At 71.8% G+C, this 20781-nt stretch carries 16 protein-coding genes, 1 pseudogene and 1 CRISPR repeat array; of the genes and pseudogenes, 9 read left to right on the top strand and 8 right to left on the bottom strand.

Translation table 11 applies throughout. From position 1 onward, the window contains the following. Window positions 1-160: 160 nt before the first annotated feature. A complete protein-coding gene (locus OG245_RS21720) occupies window positions 161-1579 on the bottom strand; it encodes a PAS domain-containing protein (RefSeq protein ID WP_371625154.1) in 1419 nt (472 codons plus the stop codon). A gap of 392 nt (window positions 1580-1971) precedes the next feature. On the opposite strand from OG245_RS21720, the gene OG245_RS21715 reads away from it, so the two are divergent. After that, window positions 1972-3387, top strand: a complete 1416-nt coding sequence (locus tag OG245_RS21715; RefSeq protein WP_371625153.1) for a phytase — start codon at window positions 1972-1974, stop codon at window positions 3385-3387. Between the two features lie 355 nt (window positions 3388-3742). Here the strand turns inward: OG245_RS21715 and pdxH are convergent, their stop codons facing one another. Continuing rightward, window positions 3743-4384, bottom strand: a complete 642-nt coding sequence (gene pdxH, locus OG245_RS21710) for a pyridoxamine 5'-phosphate oxidase (protein ID WP_371625152.1) — start codon at window positions 4382-4384, stop codon at window positions 3743-3745. A gap of 418 nt (window positions 4385-4802) precedes the next feature. Between pdxH and OG245_RS21705 the strand changes: the two genes are divergently transcribed. Together OG245_RS21705 and OG245_RS21700 are read left to right on the top strand one after the other, a co-directional pair. After that, complete coding sequence (locus OG245_RS21705) at window positions 4803-5903, top strand: citrate synthase 2 (RefSeq protein WP_371625151.1); 1101 nt, start codon at window positions 4803-4805, stop codon at window positions 5901-5903. A gap of 89 nt (window positions 5904-5992) precedes the next feature. After that, the gene (locus OG245_RS21700) at window positions 5993-6529 is read left to right on the top strand and encodes a VOC family protein (protein ID WP_371625150.1); all 537 of its coding nucleotides are present in this window, start codon (window positions 5993-5995) and stop codon (window positions 6527-6529) included. Window positions 6530-6563: 34 nt separating this feature from the next. On the opposite strand, the gene OG245_RS21695 is transcribed toward OG245_RS21700, so the two are convergent. Continuing rightward, a complete protein-coding gene (locus OG245_RS21695; RefSeq protein ID WP_371625149.1) occupies window positions 6564-7232 on the bottom strand; it encodes a class I SAM-dependent methyltransferase in 669 nt (222 codons plus the stop codon). A 118-nt stretch (window positions 7233-7350) separates the two neighbouring features. Between OG245_RS21695 and OG245_RS21690 the strand changes: the two genes are divergently transcribed. Then, complete coding sequence (locus tag OG245_RS21690) at window positions 7351-8043, top strand: helix-turn-helix domain-containing protein (protein ID WP_371625148.1); 693 nt, start codon at window positions 7351-7353, stop codon at window positions 8041-8043. Window positions 8044-8171: 128 nt separating this feature from the next. Here the strand turns inward: OG245_RS21690 and OG245_RS21685 are convergent, their stop codons facing one another. Next, window positions 8172-9275, bottom strand: a complete 1104-nt coding sequence (locus tag OG245_RS21685; RefSeq protein ID WP_371625147.1) for a methyltransferase domain-containing protein — start codon at window positions 9273-9275, stop codon at window positions 8172-8174. Continuing rightward, window positions 9272-9403: a hypothetical protein gene (locus OG245_RS21680; protein WP_371625146.1), complete on the bottom strand. Its 132-nt coding sequence runs from the start codon at window positions 9401-9403 to the stop codon at window positions 9272-9274. Before OG245_RS21680 ends, OG245_RS21685 begins: the two co-directional genes overlap by 4 nt. A gap of 1060 nt (window positions 9404-10463) precedes the next feature. On the opposite strand from OG245_RS21680, the gene OG245_RS21675 reads away from it, so the two are divergent. After that, a complete protein-coding gene (locus tag OG245_RS21675; RefSeq protein WP_371625145.1) occupies window positions 10464-11585 on the top strand; it encodes a transcriptional regulator in 1122 nt (373 codons plus the stop codon). Here the strand turns inward: OG245_RS21675 and OG245_RS21670 are convergent. Beyond that, window positions 11566-12228, bottom strand: coding sequence for an HAD family hydrolase (locus OG245_RS21670; protein WP_371625144.1), 663 nt, complete (start codon window positions 12226-12228; stop codon window positions 11566-11568). The two genes, OG245_RS21675 and OG245_RS21670, sit on opposite strands and share 20 nt — an antisense overlap. A 647-nt stretch (window positions 12229-12875) precedes the next feature. After that, a CRISPR array of direct repeats spans window positions 12876-14367; the repeat unit is 29 nt; unit sequence GTGGTCCCCGCGCGTGCGGGGGTGGTCCC. Between the two features lie 382 nt (window positions 14368-14749). Between OG245_RS21670 and OG245_RS21665 the strand changes: the two genes are divergently transcribed. From OG245_RS21665 to OG245_RS21650, 4 genes and pseudogenes are all read left to right on the top strand, one after another. Then, the gene (locus OG245_RS21665) at window positions 14750-15916 is read left to right on the top strand and encodes an alanine--tRNA ligase-related protein (RefSeq protein ID WP_371625143.1); all 1167 of its coding nucleotides are present in this window, start codon (window positions 14750-14752) and stop codon (window positions 15914-15916) included. A gap of 133 nt (window positions 15917-16049) precedes the next feature. Further along, complete coding sequence (locus tag OG245_RS21660; protein WP_371625142.1) at window positions 16050-16712, top strand: DUF6461 domain-containing protein; 663 nt, start codon at window positions 16050-16052, stop codon at window positions 16710-16712. Window positions 16713-17442: 730 nt separating this feature from the next. Beyond that, window positions 17443-18591 (top strand): annotated as a pseudogene (locus tag OG245_RS21655) (MarR family transcriptional regulator). Between the two features lie 261 nt (window positions 18592-18852). After that, window positions 18853-19329, top strand: coding sequence for a hypothetical protein (locus tag OG245_RS21650; RefSeq protein ID WP_371625141.1), 477 nt, complete (start codon window positions 18853-18855; stop codon window positions 19327-19329). A gap of 14 nt (window positions 19330-19343) precedes the next feature. On the opposite strand, the gene OG245_RS21645 is transcribed toward OG245_RS21650, so the two are convergent. Both OG245_RS21645 and OG245_RS21640 read right to left on the bottom strand, forming a co-directional pair. Next, on the bottom strand, window positions 19344-19931 hold the full coding sequence (locus tag OG245_RS21645) for a DinB family protein (RefSeq protein WP_371625140.1): 588 nt from the start codon (window positions 19929-19931) through the stop codon (window positions 19344-19346). A 293-nt stretch (window positions 19932-20224) separates the two neighbouring features. Then, window positions 20225-20647 (bottom strand): hypothetical protein, encoded by a 423-nt coding sequence (locus tag OG245_RS21640; RefSeq protein ID WP_371625139.1) that lies wholly within the window; start codon window positions 20645-20647, stop codon window positions 20225-20227. Window positions 20648-20781 lie beyond the last annotated feature (134 nt).

The raw sequence follows: 20781 nt of genomic DNA, 5'->3' as shown, positions 1-20781 counted from the left end.
GGGTACGGCCCTGAGCGCCCGTACCCCGCAGCGAACTACCGGAAGCAGACCGCCGGAAGCAGACCGCCTGGAGCAGACCGCCCTGCCAGGGCGGGCAAGCGCGGGTGAGTCGCGGCAGGCCCGGGTGATGAGGCCCGGGTGAGGCGCGGCGGGAGCCCTGCTACGCCCCCGCCGTCACCTGCGCCAGGTCGACCGCGCCCGCGACCCGGGCCGCGACCGTCTCCGCGTACGCCGCGTCCGTACGTTCGAACGCGGACCGGTTCGCCGCGCGGAGGAACGTCAGCACACCCAGCGTCCGGCCCCGGCTCCGGAGCACCGCGCAGAGGGCGTGCGCCGCGTCCCGGGGCCAGCGCCGTTCCGCGGCCCAGGACGGTGCGGCGTCCCCGCCGCCCGCGCTCGTACGGACGGTGCCGGTGCGCTCGACGGACCGGAGCGCCGGGTGGCCGGGGCCGTAGCGGGCCGGGATGGCGCCGCCGGACACCGGGAGGCAGGGGCCGGGAGCGTCGGAGGGGGTGGCGGCCGTGCGCACCAGGCGCTCGCCCGCCACCAGGTCGACCAGGACGTGGTCGGCGAACCCGGCGAGCGCGAAGTCCAGCAGGGAGGTCGCCGCCTCCATCGGGTCCTCGCACTCGGAGGCCGTACGGGCGGCCCGGTGCAGCTGGCTCGTCCGGAACCGCAGCCGGTCGGCCTCCTGCTCCGCGAGCCGGTCGGCGGTGACGTCCCGGAACAGCCATCCCACCCCGAGCGGAACCGGCTCCTCCGTCAGCGGCGAGGCCAGCCGCAGGAATCCGCTGCGCCAGCACCGGCGGCGTTCGCCCTCCGCCGTCCGCAGGGTCACCCACACCTCGGCCGGGGCGCTCGGGGCGCCTTCGGCGAGCACATGGTGCAGGGCCGCCTCCAGCTCCTCGACGCCCTGGACCACCAGTTCGCCGAGCGGACGGCCGAGGAGGGCGGTGCGGCCCCCGCCGAGCGCGCGGGCCGCGTACGCGTTGACGACCGTCGGGCGCAGGTCGACGTCGACGAGGACCACGCCCCAGGACGCGTCCTCCAGCAGTGCCTCGCTCAGCGCGATGGCCCGCTCCAGGTCGATCTGGGCGTGCACCTCGCTGAACGCGCAGTAGACCCCGGCGGGCTTCCCGTCCGCGCCGCGCACCCCGGCGGACTGGGTCCGCACGAGCACCCGGCCGCCGTCCTTGCGCAGCAGGGCGAACTCGTGCACCTGCCGCCCCGGCGCGTCCATGGCCGACATCAGCCGCGCCCGCACCTCTTCCGCGTCGGCCCGGCGCACCGCCCAGCCCGCGAAACCGGCCCGTCCCACGGCCTCGCGCGCCGTCCAGCCGAGGACGCGTTCGGCCTCGCGGTTCCAGTGGGTGACCGTGCCGTCCGCGTCGAACGCGCAGAGCGCCGCGTCCATGCCGTCGAGCAGCGCGGCCAGCAGTTCGGACCCGGGAGGCTCACCGGGGGTCCCGCCCTCGCCGGCCGGCGGCCCGGGGTCGGCGGAGCACCCCGGGGGCCCGCCGCCGGAATCCTCGTCCGGCCCGAGCTCGTCGGTGGTCCCGCTGCTCCTGGAAGCACCCACTCCGCACCCCCCGCAGAACGTGTCCGCCGTTTCCCCACGCGTCGCCGCGTGTATTGCCGCACGTCAGACCATTCAACTCGAACGTGACCCAGCACACATCAACTTCACCGAAATCATTTCTCCCACCGGTCGGTTCCGCGTCACCCCCACCATCGCTTTCACGCCACACCGCAACAGCGCCCGGAGGCCGTCGCCCCCTCCGTCGCGGGGAGTTCACCGGCGGCACGGCCCTGCGTGACGACGACGTCACCCGGAGTCCACCGGGCACGCCCAGCCTTGGGTCGCCCTCGCACACGCCTTCGTTCCGAACGCTCCTGCGCCCGCACCTCCGTCTGCTCCTCCACCCTCTCCACCGCCCGCTCCTCCGCCCCTCGACCGCAAGGAGCTCCTCCGTGACGCCCTTCCGCACCGCACGTCCGACGGCGGCCACCCTCGCCGTATGCGCCGCGCTCGCGACACTCGTCGCCGCCGCCCCGGCGCCCGCCGCACCTGCCGCGCCCGCCGCCCGGCAGGACGGCTCCCGGCCGCTCCCGGCCGTCACCCCGCGCGCCGAGACCGCCACGCTGTACGACGACGAGCAGGGCGGAAACGCCAACGCGGACGACCCCGCGATCTGGCGCAATCCCGCCGCCCCGGACGACACCCTGGTGATCGCCACCGCCAAGGAGGGCGGGCTGCGGGTCTACGGTCTGGACGCCCGCCTGGTGCAGTCGCTGCCCGCCCCCGCCGCGCCCGGCCCCGACGACGCCCCGGGCCGCTTCAACAACGTCGACCTGGTGCACGGACTGCGGCTGTCCCCGGGCGGGACGGCCGACCTGGCCGTCACCTCCGACCGGGGCCACGACCGGCTGCGTATCCACCGCATCGACCCGTCCCGGCCGGGCGGCCCGCTGAGAGACGTCACCGACCCGGCCGCGCCCCGGGTGTTCTCCGCCGACCAGGACGAGGTCAACGAGCAGACGACGGCGTACGGCCTGGCCACCTGGACGGACCGCCGCAGCGGCCGTTCGTACGCCCTGGTCAGCCGGCGCAACCGCACGTCGGTCGCGCTGCTGGAGCTGCTCCCGACCCGGTCCGGCACCGTGACGTACCGCAAGGTCCGGAGCCTCGACCTGCCCTCCGCGTTCCGGCTGCCCGACGGCACGTCCTGGACGCCCTGCGGCGAGCCGGGCGAACTGCCCCAGGTCGAGGGGATGGTGGTCGACCCGGCGGACGGCACGCTCTACGCCGGCCAGGAGGACGTGGGCATCTGGCGGATGCCCGCCGACCTGCGGGGGAAGCCGGTGCTGGTGGACAGGGTCCGTGAGTACGGCGTGCCGGGGACGTACGACGAGGAGAGCGAGGAGTGCGCCCCCGGGAAGGACCCGGGCTTCGGCGGCACCCGTGTCTCGGCCGACGTGGAAGGGCTGACCCTGCTCCCCGGGCGGAACGGCGACCGTTATCTGCTGGCCTCCAGCCAGGGCGACGACACCTTCGCCGCGTACGCCCGCCGGGCCGGCCGCGGGAACGGGACCGGCCGCGGGAACGGCGCTGTTCCCGTTCCCGTGTACGCGGGCGGCTTCCGCGTGACGGCGGCCTCGGAGACGCTGGACGGGTCCGAGGTCTGTGACGGCGCGGCGGTGCTGAACGAGCCGCTCGGCAGCCGGTACCCGGGCGGCCTGCTCGTCGTCCAGGACGGCAACGCCACCCCCGCGCAGGACGGACGGGAGGCCACCGGCTTCAAGTTCGTCGATCTGAGGAAGGTGCGGGGCGCGCTGGGCCTCACGAACGACGGTGGAAAGATCGGCACGGAAAAGGTCACCGAATAAATCGGTTGAACCGCGATCCGGGGCGCTTCTAGGCTGTGGGCACACAGGAAAGGAGGTGTTCCGGAAGTGATTTCTTCTCGGACTCGTGAGGTGACTGCGGGCTGACGCCCGTCGTCGCACTCTTTCTGCAGTGCAGGCCGGACGCCGGCCAATTCCCAGCAGTCACCGACCCGCAGGCTCGCCGGTAAGTCCGGCCGGCTCCTCTGTGCACGGAGGAACCCGAGCCTGCGGGTTTCTGCGTTTTCCGGCCCCCGCAGGCCCTCACCGAGTCCCGCAGACCCTCGCCGAGTCCCGCAGGCCCGCAGGTCCACAGGCCCCCAGCCTCCGCGGCCCTCACGGAGTGCGGATCAGCGGATCACGGGCAGAGCCGCTCCACCCGCCACTTCCCGACGCCCGGCTCGTCGCCCTCCCTCACGTACCGCAGCCGGTCGTGCAGCCGGTTCTCGTGCCCCTGCCAGAACTCGATGGTCTCGGGCACCACCCGGAAGCCTCCCCAGTGCGGCGGGGCCGGGACCTTCTCGCCCTCGGGGTAGCGGGCGGCCAGCTCCTCGTACCGCCGGATCAGCTCCTCGCGGGAGTCGACGACCGTGGACTGGGCGCTGGCCCACGCGCCGAGCTGGGAGCCGTGCGGGCGGGTGCGGAAGTAGCCCACGGTCTCCTCGCGGGAGGTGCGCAGGGCGGTGCCGGTGACGATGACCTGGCGGGCCATCGGGTGCCAGGGGAACAGCAGCGAGACGTACGGGTTGGCGGCCAGCTCGCGGCCCTTGCGGGAGTCGTAGTTCGTGAAGAAGACGAAGCCCCGGTCGTCGTACTGCTTGAGCAGCACGGTGCGCGAGGACGGGCGGCCGTCTGGAGCGGCGGTGGAGACGATCATCGCGTTGGGCTCGTGCAGCACCCCGCCGACGGCGACCTGGCGGAACCAGCGGGCGAACTGGTCCATCGGATCGGGGCTGAGGTCGCGCTCGGTGAAGTCCTCCGAGCGGTACTGCTCGCGCATCGCCGCCGGATCGGTGGTGGAATCGGTAGGGGAGGGCTTACGGGAGGGCCCGGCGGAGGGCCTGGCGGAAGGAGCCTGATGATGGGCGGCGTGATCCGGTGCGGGCACAGCATGATCCGGATTCGGCACGGAGTGATCTGGTGTGGTCACGGGCCCATCCTGCCGCAGCGGCCCAGTGTGCCCGGCGGGGAGGGCCCGTAACCACGCGCCGTCGAAATGGACCCCTGTGCCGGATGTCACGCTTCCCCGCTCCGTGGGAACCCGCCAATATCTTGGGACAGGCCCCTGTGTCCTGGGGAGTCCTTCGCACAGCAGCGGCCTTTGCACACAGCGGCCTTGACGCACGTGCTCCGCGTACGCCAGGGCCGCCCGACCACAGCACGCCGCCCGCCGCCCGCCGAACTGAGGGAGCCGCCTGATGTCCGACTTCGTACCCGGTCTTGAGGGAGTCGTCGCGTTCGAAACGGAGATCGCCGAACCGGACAAGGAAGGCGGTTCGCTCCGTTACCGCGGGGTCGACATCGAGGATCTCGTCGGCCACGTCTCGTTCGGAAACGTGTGGGGCCTGCTGGTGGACGGGGCGTTCAACCCCGGGCTGCCGCCCGCCGAGCCGTTCCCGATCCCCGTGCACTCCGGTGACATCCGGGTCGACGTGCAGTCGGCCCTGGCGATGCTGGCGCCCGTCTGGGGCCTGAAACCGCTGCTGGACATCGACGAGGCGACCGCCCGCGACGACCTGGCGCGAGCGGCCGTGATGGCGCTGTCCTACGTCGCCCAGTCGGCGCGCGGCCAGGGGCGGCCGATGGTGCCGCAGAGCGAGATCGACAAGGCGCAGTCGGTGGTGGAGCGGTTCATGATCCGCTGGCGCGGCGAGCCGGACCCGAAGCACGTGAAGGCGGTCGACGCGTACTGGACGTCGGCGGCCGAGCACGGCATGAACGCGTCGACGTTCACGGCCCGGGTCATCGCCTCGACGGGCGCGGACGTCGCGGCCGCCCTGTCCGGCGCGGTGGGCGCGATGTCGGGCCCGCTGCACGGCGGCGCCCCGTCCCGGGTCCTCGGCATGATCGAGGAGATCGAGCGTACGGGCGACGCGAGCGCGTACGTGAAGCAGGCACTGGACCGGGGCGAACGCCTGATGGGCTTCGGCCACCGCGTCTACCGCGCCGAGGACCCCCGCGCCCGCGTCCTGCGCCGCACGGCCCGCGAGCTGGCCGCCCCGCGCTTCGAGGTGGCGGAGGCGCTGGAGAAGGCGGCGCTGGAGGAGCTGCACGCGCGGCGTCCGGACCGCGTCCTGGCGACGAACGTGGAGTTCTGGGCGGCGATCGTGCTGGACTTCGCGGAGGTCCCGGCGCACATGTTCACGTCGATGTTCACCTGTGCCCGTACGGCGGGCTGGTCGGCGCACATCCTGGAGCAGAAGCGCACGGGCCGCCTGGTGCGCCCCTCGGCGACGTACATCGGCCCGGGGACGCGGGACCCGCGCGAGATCGACGGGTACGACGACATCGTGCGATGAGCCGGTCGGGGCAGTGTCGGGGCCCGGCCGGTGAGCGCGACGCCACGGGGTAGGCGCATCGGCACACCTTCGGCACGAGGAGGCCCACCGTGACCACGCCCCGCCCGACCCTGACCCTGTCCAGCACGGTGCTCGACGCCCCGGACCCGGCGGAACTGGCGGACTTCTACCGCCGGCTCCTCGGGTGGGAGCCGGTGCAGAAGGAGCCCGGCTGGGTCAAGCTCCTCCCGCCCGGCGGCGGCTCGGGCCTGGGGTTCCAGACCGCGGAGCCGTATGTCCCCCCGGTCTGGCCCGCGTCCCCCGGCGACCAGCTGATGATGCTGCACCTGGACTTCGAGGTGACCGACCTGGAGTCGGGCGTGGCCCACGCGGTGGCGGAGGGCGCGACACCCGCGGAGTTCCAGCCGCAGCCCGACGTACGGGTGATGTTCGACCCGGTGGGCCACCCGTTCTGCCTGTTCGTGAGCGACAAGGTGCCGGGCGAGCCTCCGGCGATCAGCCCCGAGTGGGTGGCGGAGCAGACCCGGGAGATCGCCGGGCAGGACCGGGTGACGGCCCAGGACGCGGTGGCCTCCCCCGACCCGCGCGGGCCGGCCCGCCAGGCGGAGCCGGACACGTCGGCGTAGCGGACGGGGCCGGTCGTGGTCCCGGCGGGCGGCTTCAGTCGCGGTCGCGACGGACGGCGATGACGTTGTCGGTCACGGTGGCGGTCTCACCGCCCGGTCCGGTGGCGGTCCGCCGGGGCGCGTGGCACCGCTCGGTCCGCCATGCGTCGTCGAGCCGCAGGGACGCGAGTACGTCGTCGGGGGCGGGGAAGCGTACGTCCTCGTGGCCGTCCCGCCAGGACCAGGGGGCGAGCGAGGCGTGCTCGACCAGCACGAGCAGGCCGCCGGGGGCGACGGCCTCGGCGGCGCGCCGGAGCACCTGCTCGCGGGGGATCTCCACAGGGGTGTGGAAATAGCTGGCGGTCACGAGACCGAAGGTCCCGTCGGGGAAGGACCGGGCCAGGTCGTGCCGGCTCGGGTGGACGCGGTCGGCGAGCCCGGCCGCGGCGGCTCCGGCGGCGACCCGGCCCAGGGCGGTGGACGAGACGTCGACGGCGGTCACGTCCCAGCCGAGCGAGGCGAGCCAGAGCGCGTCGCCGCCGTGCCCGCAGCCCAGGTCCAGCGCCCGCCCGCCGTCGCCCGGTGCGGGGGCCAGGGCGGTGACGACCTCGGAGAGCACGGCGTTGGGGCGGGTGCCCCACTGCGCGTCGACGCCGGCGTAGTGGTTCTCCCAGAAGGCGGCGGAGTCGGTGGCGCCGGTGGCACCGGTGGTGTCGCTGCTCATCGCTGTTCCCTTTCATGCCCGTGGAGGCCGCTCCGGACGAGCCGCCCACTGGACAGGAAGGTGCGCTGCGGCCTGCCTCTCTTGCAAGCTCCCATGCCGTTTCGGCAACCTGGCAGACATGGCACCCGGCGAAGGCACAGCAGACACGGAAGACACGGCGGACACAGCAGGACGGACACCCAAGGGCGCCAGGAAGCCCAAGGACGACGTCCTGGCCGCGGTGGGTCCCCGCCTCCGCGAACTGCGGCGCAGGCACGGGATGACGCTCGCCGAGCTGGCCGAGCGGACCGGGATCAACGAGAGCACCCTGTCCCGCTTGGAGGGCGGCACGCGCAGGCCCACGCTGGAGTTGCTGCTGCCGCTGGCGGAGGTCCACGCGGTACCGCTGGACGAACTGGTGGGCGCACCCCGCACGGGCGACCCGCGCATCCACCTCCGCCCGGTCACCCGCGACGGCCTCACCTACGTACCGCTCAGCCGCCCCGGCGGCGTCCAGGCCCACAAGCTGCTGATCCCGCCGGGCCCGGACACCGAACCGACCCTGCGGACCCACGAGGGCTTCGAGTGGCTGTACGTACTGACCGGACGGCTACGCCTGATCCTGGGCGAACGCACCCTGGTCCTGAAGCCGGGCGAGGCGGCCGAGTTCGACACCCACGTGCCGCACTGGCTGGGCCCCGACGACGACCGGACGGTCGAACTCCTCGTCCTCTTCGGCCACCAGGGCGAACGGGCCCACCTGAGGGCCCACCAGGGACCGGCGCGGGGATCGGCCGGACCTGTCCCGGATGGGAGCGCCTCGGGACAATGAGGGCTGGGGCGGTGGCGGATCCGCCCCACGGGCCGTGCGAACATGCCGGTCGGCATAACGTCTGCGCCCGCCAAGTCGGCTATTGCAGGCACAGGCCCGCCCGTCCACAGCCCGATCCCGTACGCGGACTACACCCGGCTGGGCCGGATGACGTCGCGTGGGTCGCGGAGCCATACCCGCTGGCCCCGGTCGGTCACGGTCAGTCCGAACTGCCCGGCGTCGGGCCGTCCCACCGCCTCGTACTCCCACCACGCTTGCTCGATCTCCTCCCAGAGGAACCCGGGCCCGTACTGCCACACCTCCTCCCCCGAAGCGGCCATCGCTCCGGCCCCGTTCTCCCGGGTCACCCACACCTGAACACCCTGGTCGGTGCTCTGGTGGATGAGCCGCACACCTGGCAGCCGGGCCCCGGCGAACAGGGCGAACCCGAGATCGAGGAGCCGTGCGGGATCCAGCCCCGCCGCACGGGCCCGCCCCTTGCCCTGTACGTCATGGAGGTCGGGCAGACGGTGGGCCCGCATCGGCATGTAGGTGGCCCCACCACAGAACGGGCCGGCCGCCGTGCCGTCACCCAGGACACGCAGCTGGACCAGCGCACCGGACCAGAACTCCCGGGCCAGCGGAGCAACGACGACCCCACCGGGCCTCATCTGCCGCAGCAACGCGTACGGGACATACCGCAACGCGCACGTCGCGATCAGCCGGTCCACCAAACCCAGCCCCGGCCAGGGCTCCTCGCCGTCCCCGACCTTCAGGTGCGGCCGGTAGCCGGACTGGGCCAGGGCGTCGGCCGCCTGCCGGGCCACGACCGGGTCCAGTTCCACACTGTGGACCAGATCGTCCCCGAGCCGCTCACACAGCAACGCGGACACATACCCGGTGCCCGTCCCGATCTCCAGCACCCGCTGACCGTCCTCGACTTGGAGGAGCGTGAGCATCCGGGCGACCATCGAAGGCATCGAGTTCGACGACGTAGCAACACCCGGGCCACCTTCGACTCCGTCGTCGAGCTGGGTGATGACCGGCTCGTCGCTGTTCACCAACGTCAGCCACGCATCACTCCCCACCACCGGCTCGCACCGGTCGGGGAGTTGCCGCCAGACGTCCGTCGGAACGAACCGGCTGCGCGGCACGGCCTCGAACACCCGCCGCCACCGGGCAGTGAGCAGCCCACGATCAGCCAACTCCCTCACCAGGCACGGGTAGGTGGACGCCTGGGGTGCGGTGCTCACGGCTGCGGGTAGCACTGAGGGCCACTGCCGTCCGGAGACGGCTTCGGCTCCGACGGCGGCGTCCACGGCTTGTCCGAGGGCTGCCCGCCGTGCTTGCCGGCCTCGGCCCGTGCGGGGATGGTGGTCATCGTGCGTCTCCTCTGTTCAGCGGAACGGTTCGATTGACGGGTTGGCGGTGAAGCCGGTAGATCCCGTACGGCGGGAACAGGTCGACGCGGCGCGGACGACCGCTCTCGGCACACGACCGGCAGAGAAGATCCCTGGCACGCACGGTGCACCGGGCGGCAATCACCGGGTACCGACGACATCCCTCACAGATACGCACGTCCGGAGCCGACCGGACGGCACTCACCCGGCTTCCCGCAGAGCTGGGGCCGCCGCATGACACGGGCAGACACAGTCCAGCCGCAGGCAGAGAGCATGCACACCGGCCAGGTTCGTCCCCCGCACACTCCGGCACACGACGCCGTACGAGCCGTCCGCTCCCGCCGACAACCCGTCCAAGACGACGCCTGTACCTCCGGTCGCGTCGGTGACGGTGATCGGATCACCGCGCCACAGCAACGTCACCCCATGCTCCGGACAGCACGCACCCGACTCGTCCTCAACCGGAAAGTCATGCGCGTCACCTTCCGCGAAACACCTCATCCGCGCCGCACCTCCCGCCAAGCACGCCCCAGGTCGACTGCGGTGAGGCAGGCGGTTCCGGCCCGGCAAGCGGCGCAGGTCGTGGTGTGGCCAAGAAGTATCCGGTAGGCGGCGTCCGGCGCGACTGCCTGCTGGGTCAGCGTGATCAAGGCGGGAACCTTCCGTTCTGATGGACGAGGAGGTGAAAGTCCGACCGGCTCGCTCGCAAGCGCGTTTCTCCCTGCGTTGCTTGGCTGACCGCGCGGCGCTCATGGATCTCCTCGGTGAGCGATTTCTGACGAGGAATCCAGGGGGGACTCGCAAGAGACCTCTTTCGAGGGCTTTCACGGGACTCTTTGAGGCATCAAAGAGGACTTCTCTGTCACCATTCGACTGATCGCAACGATCGAAGAGGGCCTGCTGCCACAATCGGCACCATCACCTTGGAGGTGCACGGTGCCCCAAACACCCATCAACACCCGTCTTCGGTCGGCTCGCGTAGCCGCCGGGTATCACTCACAACAGGCACTCGCCGAAGCCCTCGGCGTGGGTGTTCGGCAGGTGAGGCGCTGGGAGTCCTCGACGCCGCCATGGCCCCACCCTGACCTGCAGTCCGCGCTCACCCGCTTGCTGGGCCAGACCATGGAAGGGCTCGGATTCACCGCTCCGCCGGGAAGGGAGAGCGGCGGGCAGGGCTTCCCATCGGCATGGGCCACCACCGGGAAGGGCCTGGCCACCGTGCCTGCTCAGTCGGCAGCCACCATCCAGCCGGCTTCGGTCGGCGGCAACTTCGCCGCCGTGACCCGCGCGCATCGAAGTCTCTACTGGTCCGTCTCCCCTGCCGCCCTCTACCCGACAGTGATCGCTCACGCGGAACTCGGGTGCGTCCTGCTGGCAGAGACGGCCGGTCGGACTCGGCAGTCCGTGGCTTCCTCGTTGTCGGAAACGTGGCTGCTCGCAGGGCGCATTCAGTTCTTCGACGTCAGAGAGTCCGACGAAGCGGACGAGACATGGCTACGTGGTCTACAAGCTGCCAGGGAAGCCGAGGATCACCTTCTCGGCGCGGCGACACTCGCGCACATGGCCTTCGTACCAGGCTGGAAGGGGCTGCGAGACGCTGCCGCGCAACGCATGGTCGCTGCGAGGACCTATGCCCGCCGAGGCGACTCCCCGGGCCTGTTCTTGGCGTGGCTCGATGCGGTGGAAGCCGAGTGTGAGACCCGGGCAGGCAACACCCGCACAGCTCTCAACCTCATCGGTCACGGCGAGGGCGTGCTCACAGCAGGCGACGAGCGCCCGATGCCGGAATGGTTCGACTGGTTCAGCGCCCCGCGGCTGGCCGCGTTCAAGGGCAATACGCAGCTACGGGCAGGGCATCTGCCACAGGCCCGGGCCACCCTGTCCGCTGCCCTGGACCAGCTGCCTCAGGCGGAGGAGAAGCAGCGATCCGTCGTCCTCGCCGATCTCGCCGCGGTCGAGGCGGCAGCGGGCGCCCCCGTCGAGGCCTGTCAGTACGCGGTCCGCGCGCTCGACCAGCTGAAGCGCACCTGGTACGCGACCGGCATGGACAGGGTGCGCGAGGCGCGGCAAGCCTTGGTTGCCCACCAACACGAACAGTGCGTGAGGGATCTGGACGAACGGTTATACGACTGGTCGACGACCGTCAGCGCGCTCGCGCGTTGAACTGTTCGATCAGCGGCGACAGTTCGACAAGGCTCTCCACCCGGAAGGTGGGAAGCCTCCTCGCTTCTTCCGTCTCCCACTGAATCGTGCCCCACGGGCCTCGGTGCACAAGTGCGGTGCGCATGCCCGCCGTAACGGCCGGGCGCAGGTCGTTGTCGACGCGATCGCCGACGTAGAGGATCTCGTCGGGCGCGGCCGGGACGACTTCGGCGACGCGTACAAAGAACTCGGGGTCAGGCTTCGACGCACCCCAGTCGTCGGACGTGCCGATCAGATCGACATCCTGGGAGAACAGGCCCCGGAGAATGCCACCCGCCCGTACCGTCTGATTACCGGCGATTCCGAGCCACAGGCCATCCGCACGCAAGGCCGCCAGGGATTCACGTACGTCGGGGTACAGATCCGACTCCTCGAAGTGCTCGGGCTGCCCGGCGGCTGCCCGGGCAGCCCGCTCGGCGTAGAGATCGAATCCAGGACGGAAGACCTGAAACGTCTCGCGGTAGTCCCTGCCCTGAGCGATCACAGCTCCGAACTGCGCGGCAAAAGTATGGCGAGGAACCCCGAGCCAGTCAGCCCAAGTGCCGTACTCACGGGTCTCGTCGACCAGGCACTCACCGACATCGAACACGACTGCACGAATCATGCTGCGATCGTAGGCGCCGACCCAATGATCGCGAGATCAAAGGGGCCTCCCGCACCCGCAGGCCGGGCACCTCTGCTACGCCTTACGAAGCTCGGAGCCCGAATCCTGAGTTTCGCGCTCCGGGCCCCGCGCTCCGGGCCCCGCGCTCCGGGCCCGGGCTGCGGGCCCGGGCTGCGGGCCCGGGCTGCGGGCCCGGGCTGCGGGCTGCGGGCTGCGGGCTGCGGGCTGCGGGCTGCGGGCTGCGGGCTGCGGGCTGCGGGGCGATGGGATCACTCGTCCGGGTGTACCGGGATGAGGTCCGGCCCGGAGGCAGCCCGTCCCCGAAACGGCACCACCGCCGCTGGGTCCCGACCGAAGAACCGCCCCACCCGCACCGGAGGACACCTGCCCGGAACAGGCCCCCGAACCCACCGCCGTACCGCGCCAACGCACCTCGGCTACGCACCGGTCGAGGAGTCCGTGCCGCCCTCACCGCCCGCCTTGGAATCCCAAGAGGCCGCCTCCTGCCGCCCGGAAAGGGCAGAATCACTCCCGACAAACTCAGAGCTTCGAGCAGGCCTAAGCACCAACCAGAGGTTGGTATGTGCTTTTCTCGGGAAGTTGCCAAAAAGCACTACTTGCCCGCGTAAACCCGCAGGTCACGGACTGTGGTCCCCGCGCGTGCGGGGGTGGTCCCCTCTCCCAGCAGGACGTCATCGGCCGCACCGGGTGGTCCCCGCGCGTGCGGGGGTGGTCCCACGGTCCCGGCCTGGATATATCCAGATGACCTGTGGTCCCCGCGCGTGCGGGGGTGGTCCCTGTGCCGTGCGACCGTCGAGGCGCACCAGCAGGTGGTCCCCGCGCGTGCGGGGGTGGTCCCAGTAGGGTGTCGCAGTGACGCCCCAGCCCGCTGTGGTCCCCGCGCGTGCGGGGGTGGTCCCTCCCACTTGATCGAGACCGGACCCCGGTTCTCGTGGTCCCCGCGCGTGCGGGGGTGGTCCCAAGTTTCTTTCCGTACACGGCGTTCGTATCTAGTGGTCCCCGCGCGTGCGGGGGTGGTCCCTGCACGGCGTCGCCCTGGTGGAACTCGAACGGGTGGTCCCCGCGCGTGCGGGGGTGGTCCCCCGGCGCTCACGGCACTGTGCGGCCCGAAGCTGTGGTCCCCGCGCGTGCGGGGGTGGTTCCGCCATCCCCCGGGCGCTGTACGTGACCTGGCAGTGGTCCCCGCGCGTGCGGGGGTGGTCCCCCGTAGTCATACGGAAGAACTCCGGAATCCGGGTGGTCCCCGCGCGTGCGGGGGTGGTCCCGCGCTGGGCTGGATGGCGAACCCCAAGGTGGCGTGGTCCCCGCGCGTGCGGGGGTGGTCCCCGAAGAACCGCTGTACGAACGCCCGGACTTCCGTGGTCCCCGCGCGTGCGGGGGTGGTCCCTACAACGCGCCGTCGCCCTCGAACCCGACGGGTGGTCCCCGCGCGTGCGGGGGTGGTCCCTCGGTGGCTCGGACACGCTGCGCGGGATGCTCGTGGTCCCCGCGCGTGCGGGGGTGGTCCCGAGGATGTTTTCGGGGGCGCGGGTTCGATCCTGTGGTCCCCGCGCGTGCGGGGGTGGTCCCTGGAGCTCTGCCACCACCACGGCATCCCTCACGTGGTCCCCGCGCGTGCGGGGGTGGTCCCGAGCGCACGCGCACCGGGGCCGGCCCCCGCGTGTGGTCCCCGCGCGTGCGGGGGTGGTCCCGCGTTTTTCGGCGGCACAATGGAGCGCGCCCAGTGGTCCCCGCGCGTGCGGGGGTGGTCCTTCGGCAGCCGACTATCAGGCGATCCTCGACGGGTGGTCCCCGCGCGTGCGGGGGTGGTCCCACCTGGCGCTACCTGGCCGGGAGGTGCGAGCAGTGGTCCCCGCGCGTGCGGGGGTGGTCCCAGTTCCCCTTCCCGCTCCTGGCCCTCGGCCTGGTGGTCCTCGCGCGTGCGAGGGTGGTCCCACGGCTGTCCTTCGGGAGGGGCGGCGCCCCGGGTGGTCCCCGCGCGTGCGGGGGTGGTTCCAAGCCCGGAACGTGGCGCGCGTGGGGTTGCCTGTGGTCCCCGCGCGTGCGGGGGTGGCCCCGGGTTCGTGGTCCCGTAGTCCGCGGCGACCCAGTGGTCCCCGCGCCGTGCGGGGGGAGGCCCCACGTCCGTAGTGCTCCGGAAGGCGATCGCAGATTCGCCTCGCCGGTCGGCCCCGCCGCCAGGCCGACCCCGGCGACGGATGGTGGGGCGGCGGGACGCGAGCCCCGTCGTCGAGACGCGTGGCGGCGGGGCGTAGGGCCGGGAAATCCGCGTGCTCCGGCGGCGGAGCCGCGTTATCGTCGTCCGTATGAACGTCACCGGCCCACGCACCACCGCGACCGCGCGAGCGACCAGCTCGCCGGTTGCCGCCGCCTGACCTTCTCTCCCCCGGCGACCGGAAACGGTCCGTCGGCAGTGCTGTGGAGCCTCTGGCCCCGGCCGGGTGATCGAACGGTCCCGTTCTCCGGCGCCTTCCCGTCGTCACGCGAAGGAGCCACCCCCATGCGTACGGACCAACTGGTCAGCACGTTCGTCGAGTACTACGAGGAGCGCGGCCATCGCCGCATCACCGGCTCGACCCTGCTGCCGCCCGACGGCGACCCCGTGCTCTTCACCACCTCCGGCATGCACCCGCTCACGCCGTACCTGGAGGGCCGGCCCCACCCGCTGGGCCGACGGCTGGTGAACGTGCAGCGCTGCCTGCGCACCACGGACCTGGACGAGGTCGGGGACGCCACCCACCTGACGGTCTTCGAGATGCTCGGTACCTGGTCGCTGGGCGACTACGAGGGCCCGCTCAGCCTCGACTGGGGGTACGGGCTCCTCACCGAGGGCCTGGGCATCGATCCCGGCCTGCTGTACGCCACCGCCTTCGCCGGTGACGGACGGAGAGGGCCGGACACCGCCTCTGTCGACCTGTGGCAGGGCCTCGGCGTCCCCGTGGAACTCACCGTGGAAGACAACTGGTGGCCCAACGACTCGGTCGGCCCCTGCGGCCCCGACTCGGAGATCTTCCTGTGGACCGGCGACGGCCCGCCGCGGTCGACGCCCACCCTCGACGACCGCTGGGTCGAGGTGTGGAACCACGTCACGATGACCCACCGCCGGCTCGACGACGGCTCCCTCGTCCCCCTCCCGCAGCGCAACGTCGACACCGGCCTCGGCCTGGAACGGCTGGCCTCGCTGCTCCAGGGCAAGTCGTCCGTCTTCGCATGCGATGTCTTCGACCCGTGGCGCCACCTGGTGCCCGCCCTGTGGCCGCTGGACGAAGCTTCGCTGCGCCTGGTCTGCGACCACCTGCGCTCGGCCGTCGTGGTACTCGGCGACGGCGTACGCCCGGCCAACACGGGGCGGGGCTACGTGCTGCGCCGCCTGGTGCGACGGGTACTCACCGTGCTGTGGCTCGACGATCCCTCGCGCAGCGTCGGCGACCTGCCGCAGGAACTGGTCGAGCACACAGGGGACCACTTCCGGCAGGACATGCGCCCGGGCGATGTGCTCCGGACGCTGGTCGAAGAAGAGCACCGGTTCCGCCGCCTCCTGGAGCGCGGCCGAGGAGTGCTCGCCAAACCCCGGTTCCAAGGCACCCTGACCGAGGAGGACTTCCACTACCTCCACGACACCCATGGGCTTCCCCGCGAGCTGGTGGAGAGCCTGCGTCAGGAGTGAGGAGTGAAGCGCATCGCCACCGCCACCACTGCCAGCCTGCGCCACGTGGAGCATGGTTCGACCGGCATACTGCGGGGTCCCGGAAGGCTCGCCCCTGCCGGACGACGTCAGGTGCGGAGGACGGAGGCAGACCATGGGAGCAGACGCGGACGTGGGTTCGCTGGACTGGGCGAAGGCCTGGATGTGCGCTACTTTCACCCGCGGTCTCGGCCCCGAGGAGGTGTTCGCCCGCTACGGCGCCGATCCGGAGCGGGCGCGCCTGCTCGACTGGGACGCGGCCTCGGATCTGCCCTCGGGCGCATCGGACCACGGGGCGGTCTCGCTGCTACGGGCCGGCAGGATCGGCGCATGGGCCTTCTGCGTCGAGGAGGAAGGCTCCATCGGCTGCCGGGAAGAATCGCTCGCGGAGCTGTCCAGGGGGACTGAGACGTACAGCGTGGCGACCACCGAGGGAATCGACGTCTTCCAGCACTGGCGCGACGGTGAGTGCGTCGAGTATTTCGAACCCGGCATGGAGCACAGCCGGTCCGAACCGCTCGGCCCGTGGTGGGGTCGGGTGGAACAGGCGCTCGCCGCACACGAAAGCGAGGGCTCTGGGGTGGCCCCGGTGGTGGCCCTCGTACTCGACCACCTCGGCATCGCCCTGGACGACGCGATCCTCGCCGGGCCCTGGCCCAGCCTGGCGCTCGCCGAGGACGACACACCAGCGGCACCGCCGGGCCCTGCCTACGCGGGCGAGGGACCGGTTCCGTCCGGGACCGTCCTGGATCTCGGCCCTTCAAGTGGGCAGTCCTGAACGGCAGAATCGTCGTTCGCCCCCCTGAGCCACGATCTGCGCCCGGCCAACGCCACGCCCTGCCGGGCCGGATGACCTCTCCCGGATCCCGGAGCCGTACCTGCTGACCGCGGCCGGTCACGGTCCACCCGAACATACAAGCAGCGGAACACCGTCGCGCGCCGCATCAACAAGATCGAGTAGTGGCGCGGGCCGGGGCCACTCGCTACGACGAGACCGCCACCGTCCACCTTGCTGCACTGCACTCGCCCAAGCCCTCGATTCGGCGCGCTCCGGCCAGAAGCTCGGGTCCCGAACCCTGAGCTTCGGGCTTCGGGCTTCGGGCTTCGGGCTTCGGGCTTCGGAGGGATCGGGCTTCGGGCGGATCGGGTCACTCTTCCGGGGGTACGTGCGCTGGCCCCCGGCCCGAAGCTCGGGTGCCCGGACTCGGGGGTCGGGATGCGGGACCCGGGGTTCGAGCGCCTTCTTTAACCGGCGGGCAGAAGAAGGGGGTTAGGGAAAACCTCCCCTCCCTCCCCACCGCGTAACGGTCAGTAAGTATGACTAATCGTGACAGCTTGCGGCGCAGCGTCACGACTGCTTACGGTGCGAGAACCAAACGACCCCGACCGGTGTTGCCACACCAGGCCGGGGTCTCACCGCAAGATCGATACCCTAGAAAGACGATCCCGTGGCTACCCAGCACCCTAGCTCCGCCCTGTACGCCCCCGCACGCTCCGCCGCGTACCCGATGGCCAAGCCCGGCTACGGCAAACGCTCCGCCCCGGATCAACTTCCGCGTGCACGAGGCGACTTCGCTCTCCTGCCGACCCGCGAGCGGTACGTCGCCGGGTTCGTCGACCACCTCCCCGAGGGCGCCGCGATGAGCGTGAAGACCCTCGCCAAGCAACTCCCGCTCTACGGACAGCAGGCCATCTCCACCGCGCTGACCGCCCTGTCCGTCGCCGGGCATTAACGCCGCGTCCGGTGTGCTGCCGGCGCGGGCGAGGAGACCCGCTGGGTCTTCCGCACGTTCTGGTCACGCACGGCACGCGACAACGAGTGGTGGAACACCTACCTCGCCACCGAGAAGGCCACCCTGGCCGCAGCCCCAGCCCCAGTCCCAGCCCCCGTAACAGTGGCGGCCGTTCCCGACGCAGCACCGCCGCCGCTCCGGGTTCCGGCCGAGGGCCCGCCGCCTTCCGCACCGCCGGAGGGGTCCCGAGAAGACGCCGTCCAGGAGTCGCCGGAGCCACCTCGCGCGGACGCCGCCCCGGGGGCCCCGGAGTCTGCGGAGGCCCCGGCCCCTACCTCCGTACCGCACCAGCGCACCCCGGCCGAATCTGCGAACACCGCATCCGCGCCGGGCCCGGCCCAGAGCGCTGCTCCGGCGACGACGTCAATCCGCCCCACGACGCCGACGGCACCGGCACCTCTCTGCTCCCCCGCCTACCTCGCCCTGGCCCGGCTCGGCCGTACGGATCACCGCCTGGGGCTGTCCGCCGACGACTGTGCCGCGCTGGAGGCGCAGGCCGCGGAATGGCTCGCACGGGGTGTGACCGTCGACTACCTGACCGCCGCCCTCACCGCGGGGCTCCCCGCCACGGTCGACAACCCCCTCGGCTTCGTCCGCCGCCGCCTCGCCGACAAGATCCCGGCCCGGCTTCCCGCCGAGCAGGCCCCGCCCGGCGCCCCCGCCCGCCGCGTCCTGATGGAGTGCACCGACTGCGGCGCCCCCGGACGGCCCGAGGCCCTTCCGGACGGGCTCTGCCGCCCCTGCCGCGAGGCCCACCAACCCGGGTCCGCCGAGTTCCCGGCCCGGTGCGCCGAGGTTCCGGCCGACGCCCGCGACATCGGGGCGTACGTCGCCGGCCTCCGTGACCTGCTCAAGGCCCCCTGAGGACCGTTGACACGATCGTGATCGGCGCTTCGTCCGGCAGTCCACCAGCGCCGGGCACTGTTCACGAGTCTCACGATCAGGCACACACTCCGTACGATGGAACGACGGGGCTCGACGGGGCTCGACGGGGCTCGACGGGGCTCGACGGGGCTCGACGGCGGACGCTGACCCGAGCCGGCTGTGAAGCCGTACCGGTCCGGTGGTCGAGCGGCCTGGAGTGAGCCCCTCGACGACTCGGGCAGGGTCACACGGGGGTACACCATGGAAATCACCGTCCAGTGGATACGGACGTCCTGGACGAAGGAGTCCCGGGGAGGGCAGGCTGCCTCACGCAGGAACGCGGCCCCGATCGGCTTCGCCCTCCCGCCTGCCGGGACCACCGCCTCCGCACACGTGATTCGTATGCATGAGCGTGACGGCTTTGAGCCCGTTCGCATCCAGGAAGACCTGCGCAACGTCGATGTCCAGCTTCGGGAAGCCGACGGACGACTGCGGGTCTTCCCCCGAGTCCAGCCCCTGTTCGCTCTGCCGCCCCGCCCGCGACGGCCCCCGGCAGTGCGGCTCGCCGCCGGCCAGTGGGTGCGCTGGCAACTCAACTACCGCTTCAGCAGTGCCCTGGGGATCCGGGGCTGGTCGTACTGGCTGGACACGTTCAACATCGCCTACGGGCCGGTGGAGCCTGAAGTGTTCCTGTCCGCGCCCACCGTATTCATCGACGAGCAAGGACCGCTCCGCTAGCGATTCCGAAGTGATCAGTGGGCCTCGATCCGCGCGGCAGCCCGGGCGACCCGCTCGATCTTCGCGCGGTAGGCCGCACGGGCTTCCTCGTCGATCGGCTGCTCGTGTTCGGCGCGCACCCCGGTTCGGCCGTCGACGCCCTCGCGCAGGATATCGGCGTGACCGGCATGCCGGTTGGCCTCTCCGAGAACATGGACCATGACGGCGAACAGGTTCGTCCTGTGGTGAGGCTCCGGCCACCACGGCACGTGGCCGGGGGCGTCGAGCGGAAGCTCGTCGATCGTCGCGTCCGCGTGTTCCCACGTGCGCCGGCAGAACCCGATGATCTGGTCGCGGGTCTCGTCCTCGGCCGCCCACTGATCGCTGCCGTCGTGGTCCTCCCACCGGGAAAGCGGTTCCGGGAAGGGGCGGTCGAAGACCTCGCCGAAGTACCTCGCCTCGACGGTGGCCATGTGTTTGACCAGGCCGAGAAGGTTGGTCCCGGTCACTGTCAGAGGCCGGCGGGCGTCGTGCTCGGACAAGCCGTCGAGCTTCCAGAGCAGCGCCTCGCGGTCCCGTCGCAGTCTCACGTGCAGGTTGTCCTTGGCGAATTCGTCGATCATGCGGCATGAGCCTGCCATGGGCTGCCCGTGGTCTCAAGATCCCGTAAGTGGCCCGCCCGCTATCGGCAGTTGGGCCCGCAGGTGACTGCCCTCCGCCCGCACCGGCGACCAGCGCCTCGGAACAGGCGGCGCCCTCGCCCCGGCGGGCGGCGCGGTGGTGCTGACCGCCGGCCGGATTCTCACCTGGCGACCGCCCGCCTCGACGACGTGGCGCTGACCTGGTCGGCGGCTGCTCCCCCGGCGCCGAGGTCCGGAGCATTCCCCGTGGCTCCCCGGACCTGGTCCGGGCCGGCTCACAGCCGCTTGAGCCCCATGTACTGGAGGACGGCGAAGCCACCGACCGTCAGGCTCTGCAGCACGATCCAGACCGTGCCGACGCCGGTCGGAGACAGTACGCCGGAGATCGCCACCGCCAGGCTGAGCACCACCCACAGCAGGTTCGCCACGATGACCGCCACCAGTCCCGTGCGGCTGACCTCCTTCCGCGTCCCGATGGCGAGCACTCCCAGCCCGTAGAGGAGCAGGAACACTCCGACCGGGTACTGAACTGCCGTCGTGACGCCGAAGAACGAGTCGAGAACCGTGGCGAGTGCCAGGTACGCGATGCCGTTGAGACCGGTGACCACCGCGTCCAGCTTGAGCGCCAGTCTCGCGAAGCCGTCGGATCCCGTCGCCCTCGCGTAGGAGGTAACCCCGTCGTACTGCGTCGAAGTCATGGTCGTCTTCCTCTCGTGCGCCAGGGAATTGCCCGGATACCGAAGCGGCCCCTTCGTGGGGCCTCCGAACAATGCCGAAGGTAGGCGGCACTCACGGAGGGCATCAATTACCTCCGAGGTAATCAGCTGTCTCC

The sequence above is a fragment of the Streptomyces sp. NBC_01116 genome (genome assembly GCF_041435495.1).
Lineage (GTDB): Bacteria > Actinomycetota > Actinomycetes > Streptomycetales > Streptomycetaceae > Streptomyces.
Note: the sequence above shows the minus strand (reverse complement) of the source record. Positions and strands in the feature narration are given on the sequence as shown.

What these genes read in the sequence shown, in the direction of transcription:
- OG245_RS21680 (WP_371625146.1), bottom strand. Translation starts at nt 9,403, where the DNA reads ATGACCACCATCCCCGCACGGGCCGAGGCCGGCAAGCACGGCGGGCAG.
- OG245_RS21665 (WP_371625143.1), top strand. Translation starts at nt 14,750, where the DNA reads ATGCGTACGGACCAACTGGTCAGCACGTTCGTCGAGTACTACGAGGAG.
- OG245_RS21650 (WP_371625141.1), top strand. Translation starts at nt 18,853, where the DNA reads ATGGAAATCACCGTCCAGTGGATACGGACGTCCTGGACGAAGGAGTCC.
- OG245_RS21690 (WP_371625148.1), top strand. Translation starts at nt 7,351, where the DNA reads ATGGCACCCGGCGAAGGCACAGCAGACACGGAAGACACGGCGGACACA.
- OG245_RS21660 (WP_371625142.1), top strand. Translation starts at nt 16,050, where the DNA reads ATGGGAGCAGACGCGGACGTGGGTTCGCTGGACTGGGCGAAGGCCTGG.
- OG245_RS21705 (WP_371625151.1), top strand. Translation starts at nt 4,803, where the DNA reads ATGTCCGACTTCGTACCCGGTCTTGAGGGAGTCGTCGCGTTCGAAACG.
- pdxH (WP_371625152.1), bottom strand. Translation starts at nt 4,384, where the DNA reads ATGCGCGAGCAGTACCGCTCGGAGGACTTCACCGAGCGCGACCTCAGC.
- OG245_RS21645 (WP_371625140.1), bottom strand. Translation starts at nt 19,931, where the DNA reads ATGATCGACGAATTCGCCAAGGACAACCTGCACGTGAGACTGCGACGG.
- OG245_RS21670 (WP_371625144.1), bottom strand. Translation starts at nt 12,228, where the DNA reads ATGATTCGTGCAGTCGTGTTCGATGTCGGTGAGTGCCTGGTCGACGAG.
- OG245_RS21695 (WP_371625149.1), bottom strand. Translation starts at nt 7,232, where the DNA reads ATGAGCAGCGACACCACCGGTGCCACCGGCGCCACCGACTCCGCCGCC.
- OG245_RS21640 (WP_371625139.1), bottom strand. Translation starts at nt 20,647, where the DNA reads ATGACTTCGACGCAGTACGACGGGGTTACCTCCTACGCGAGGGCGACG.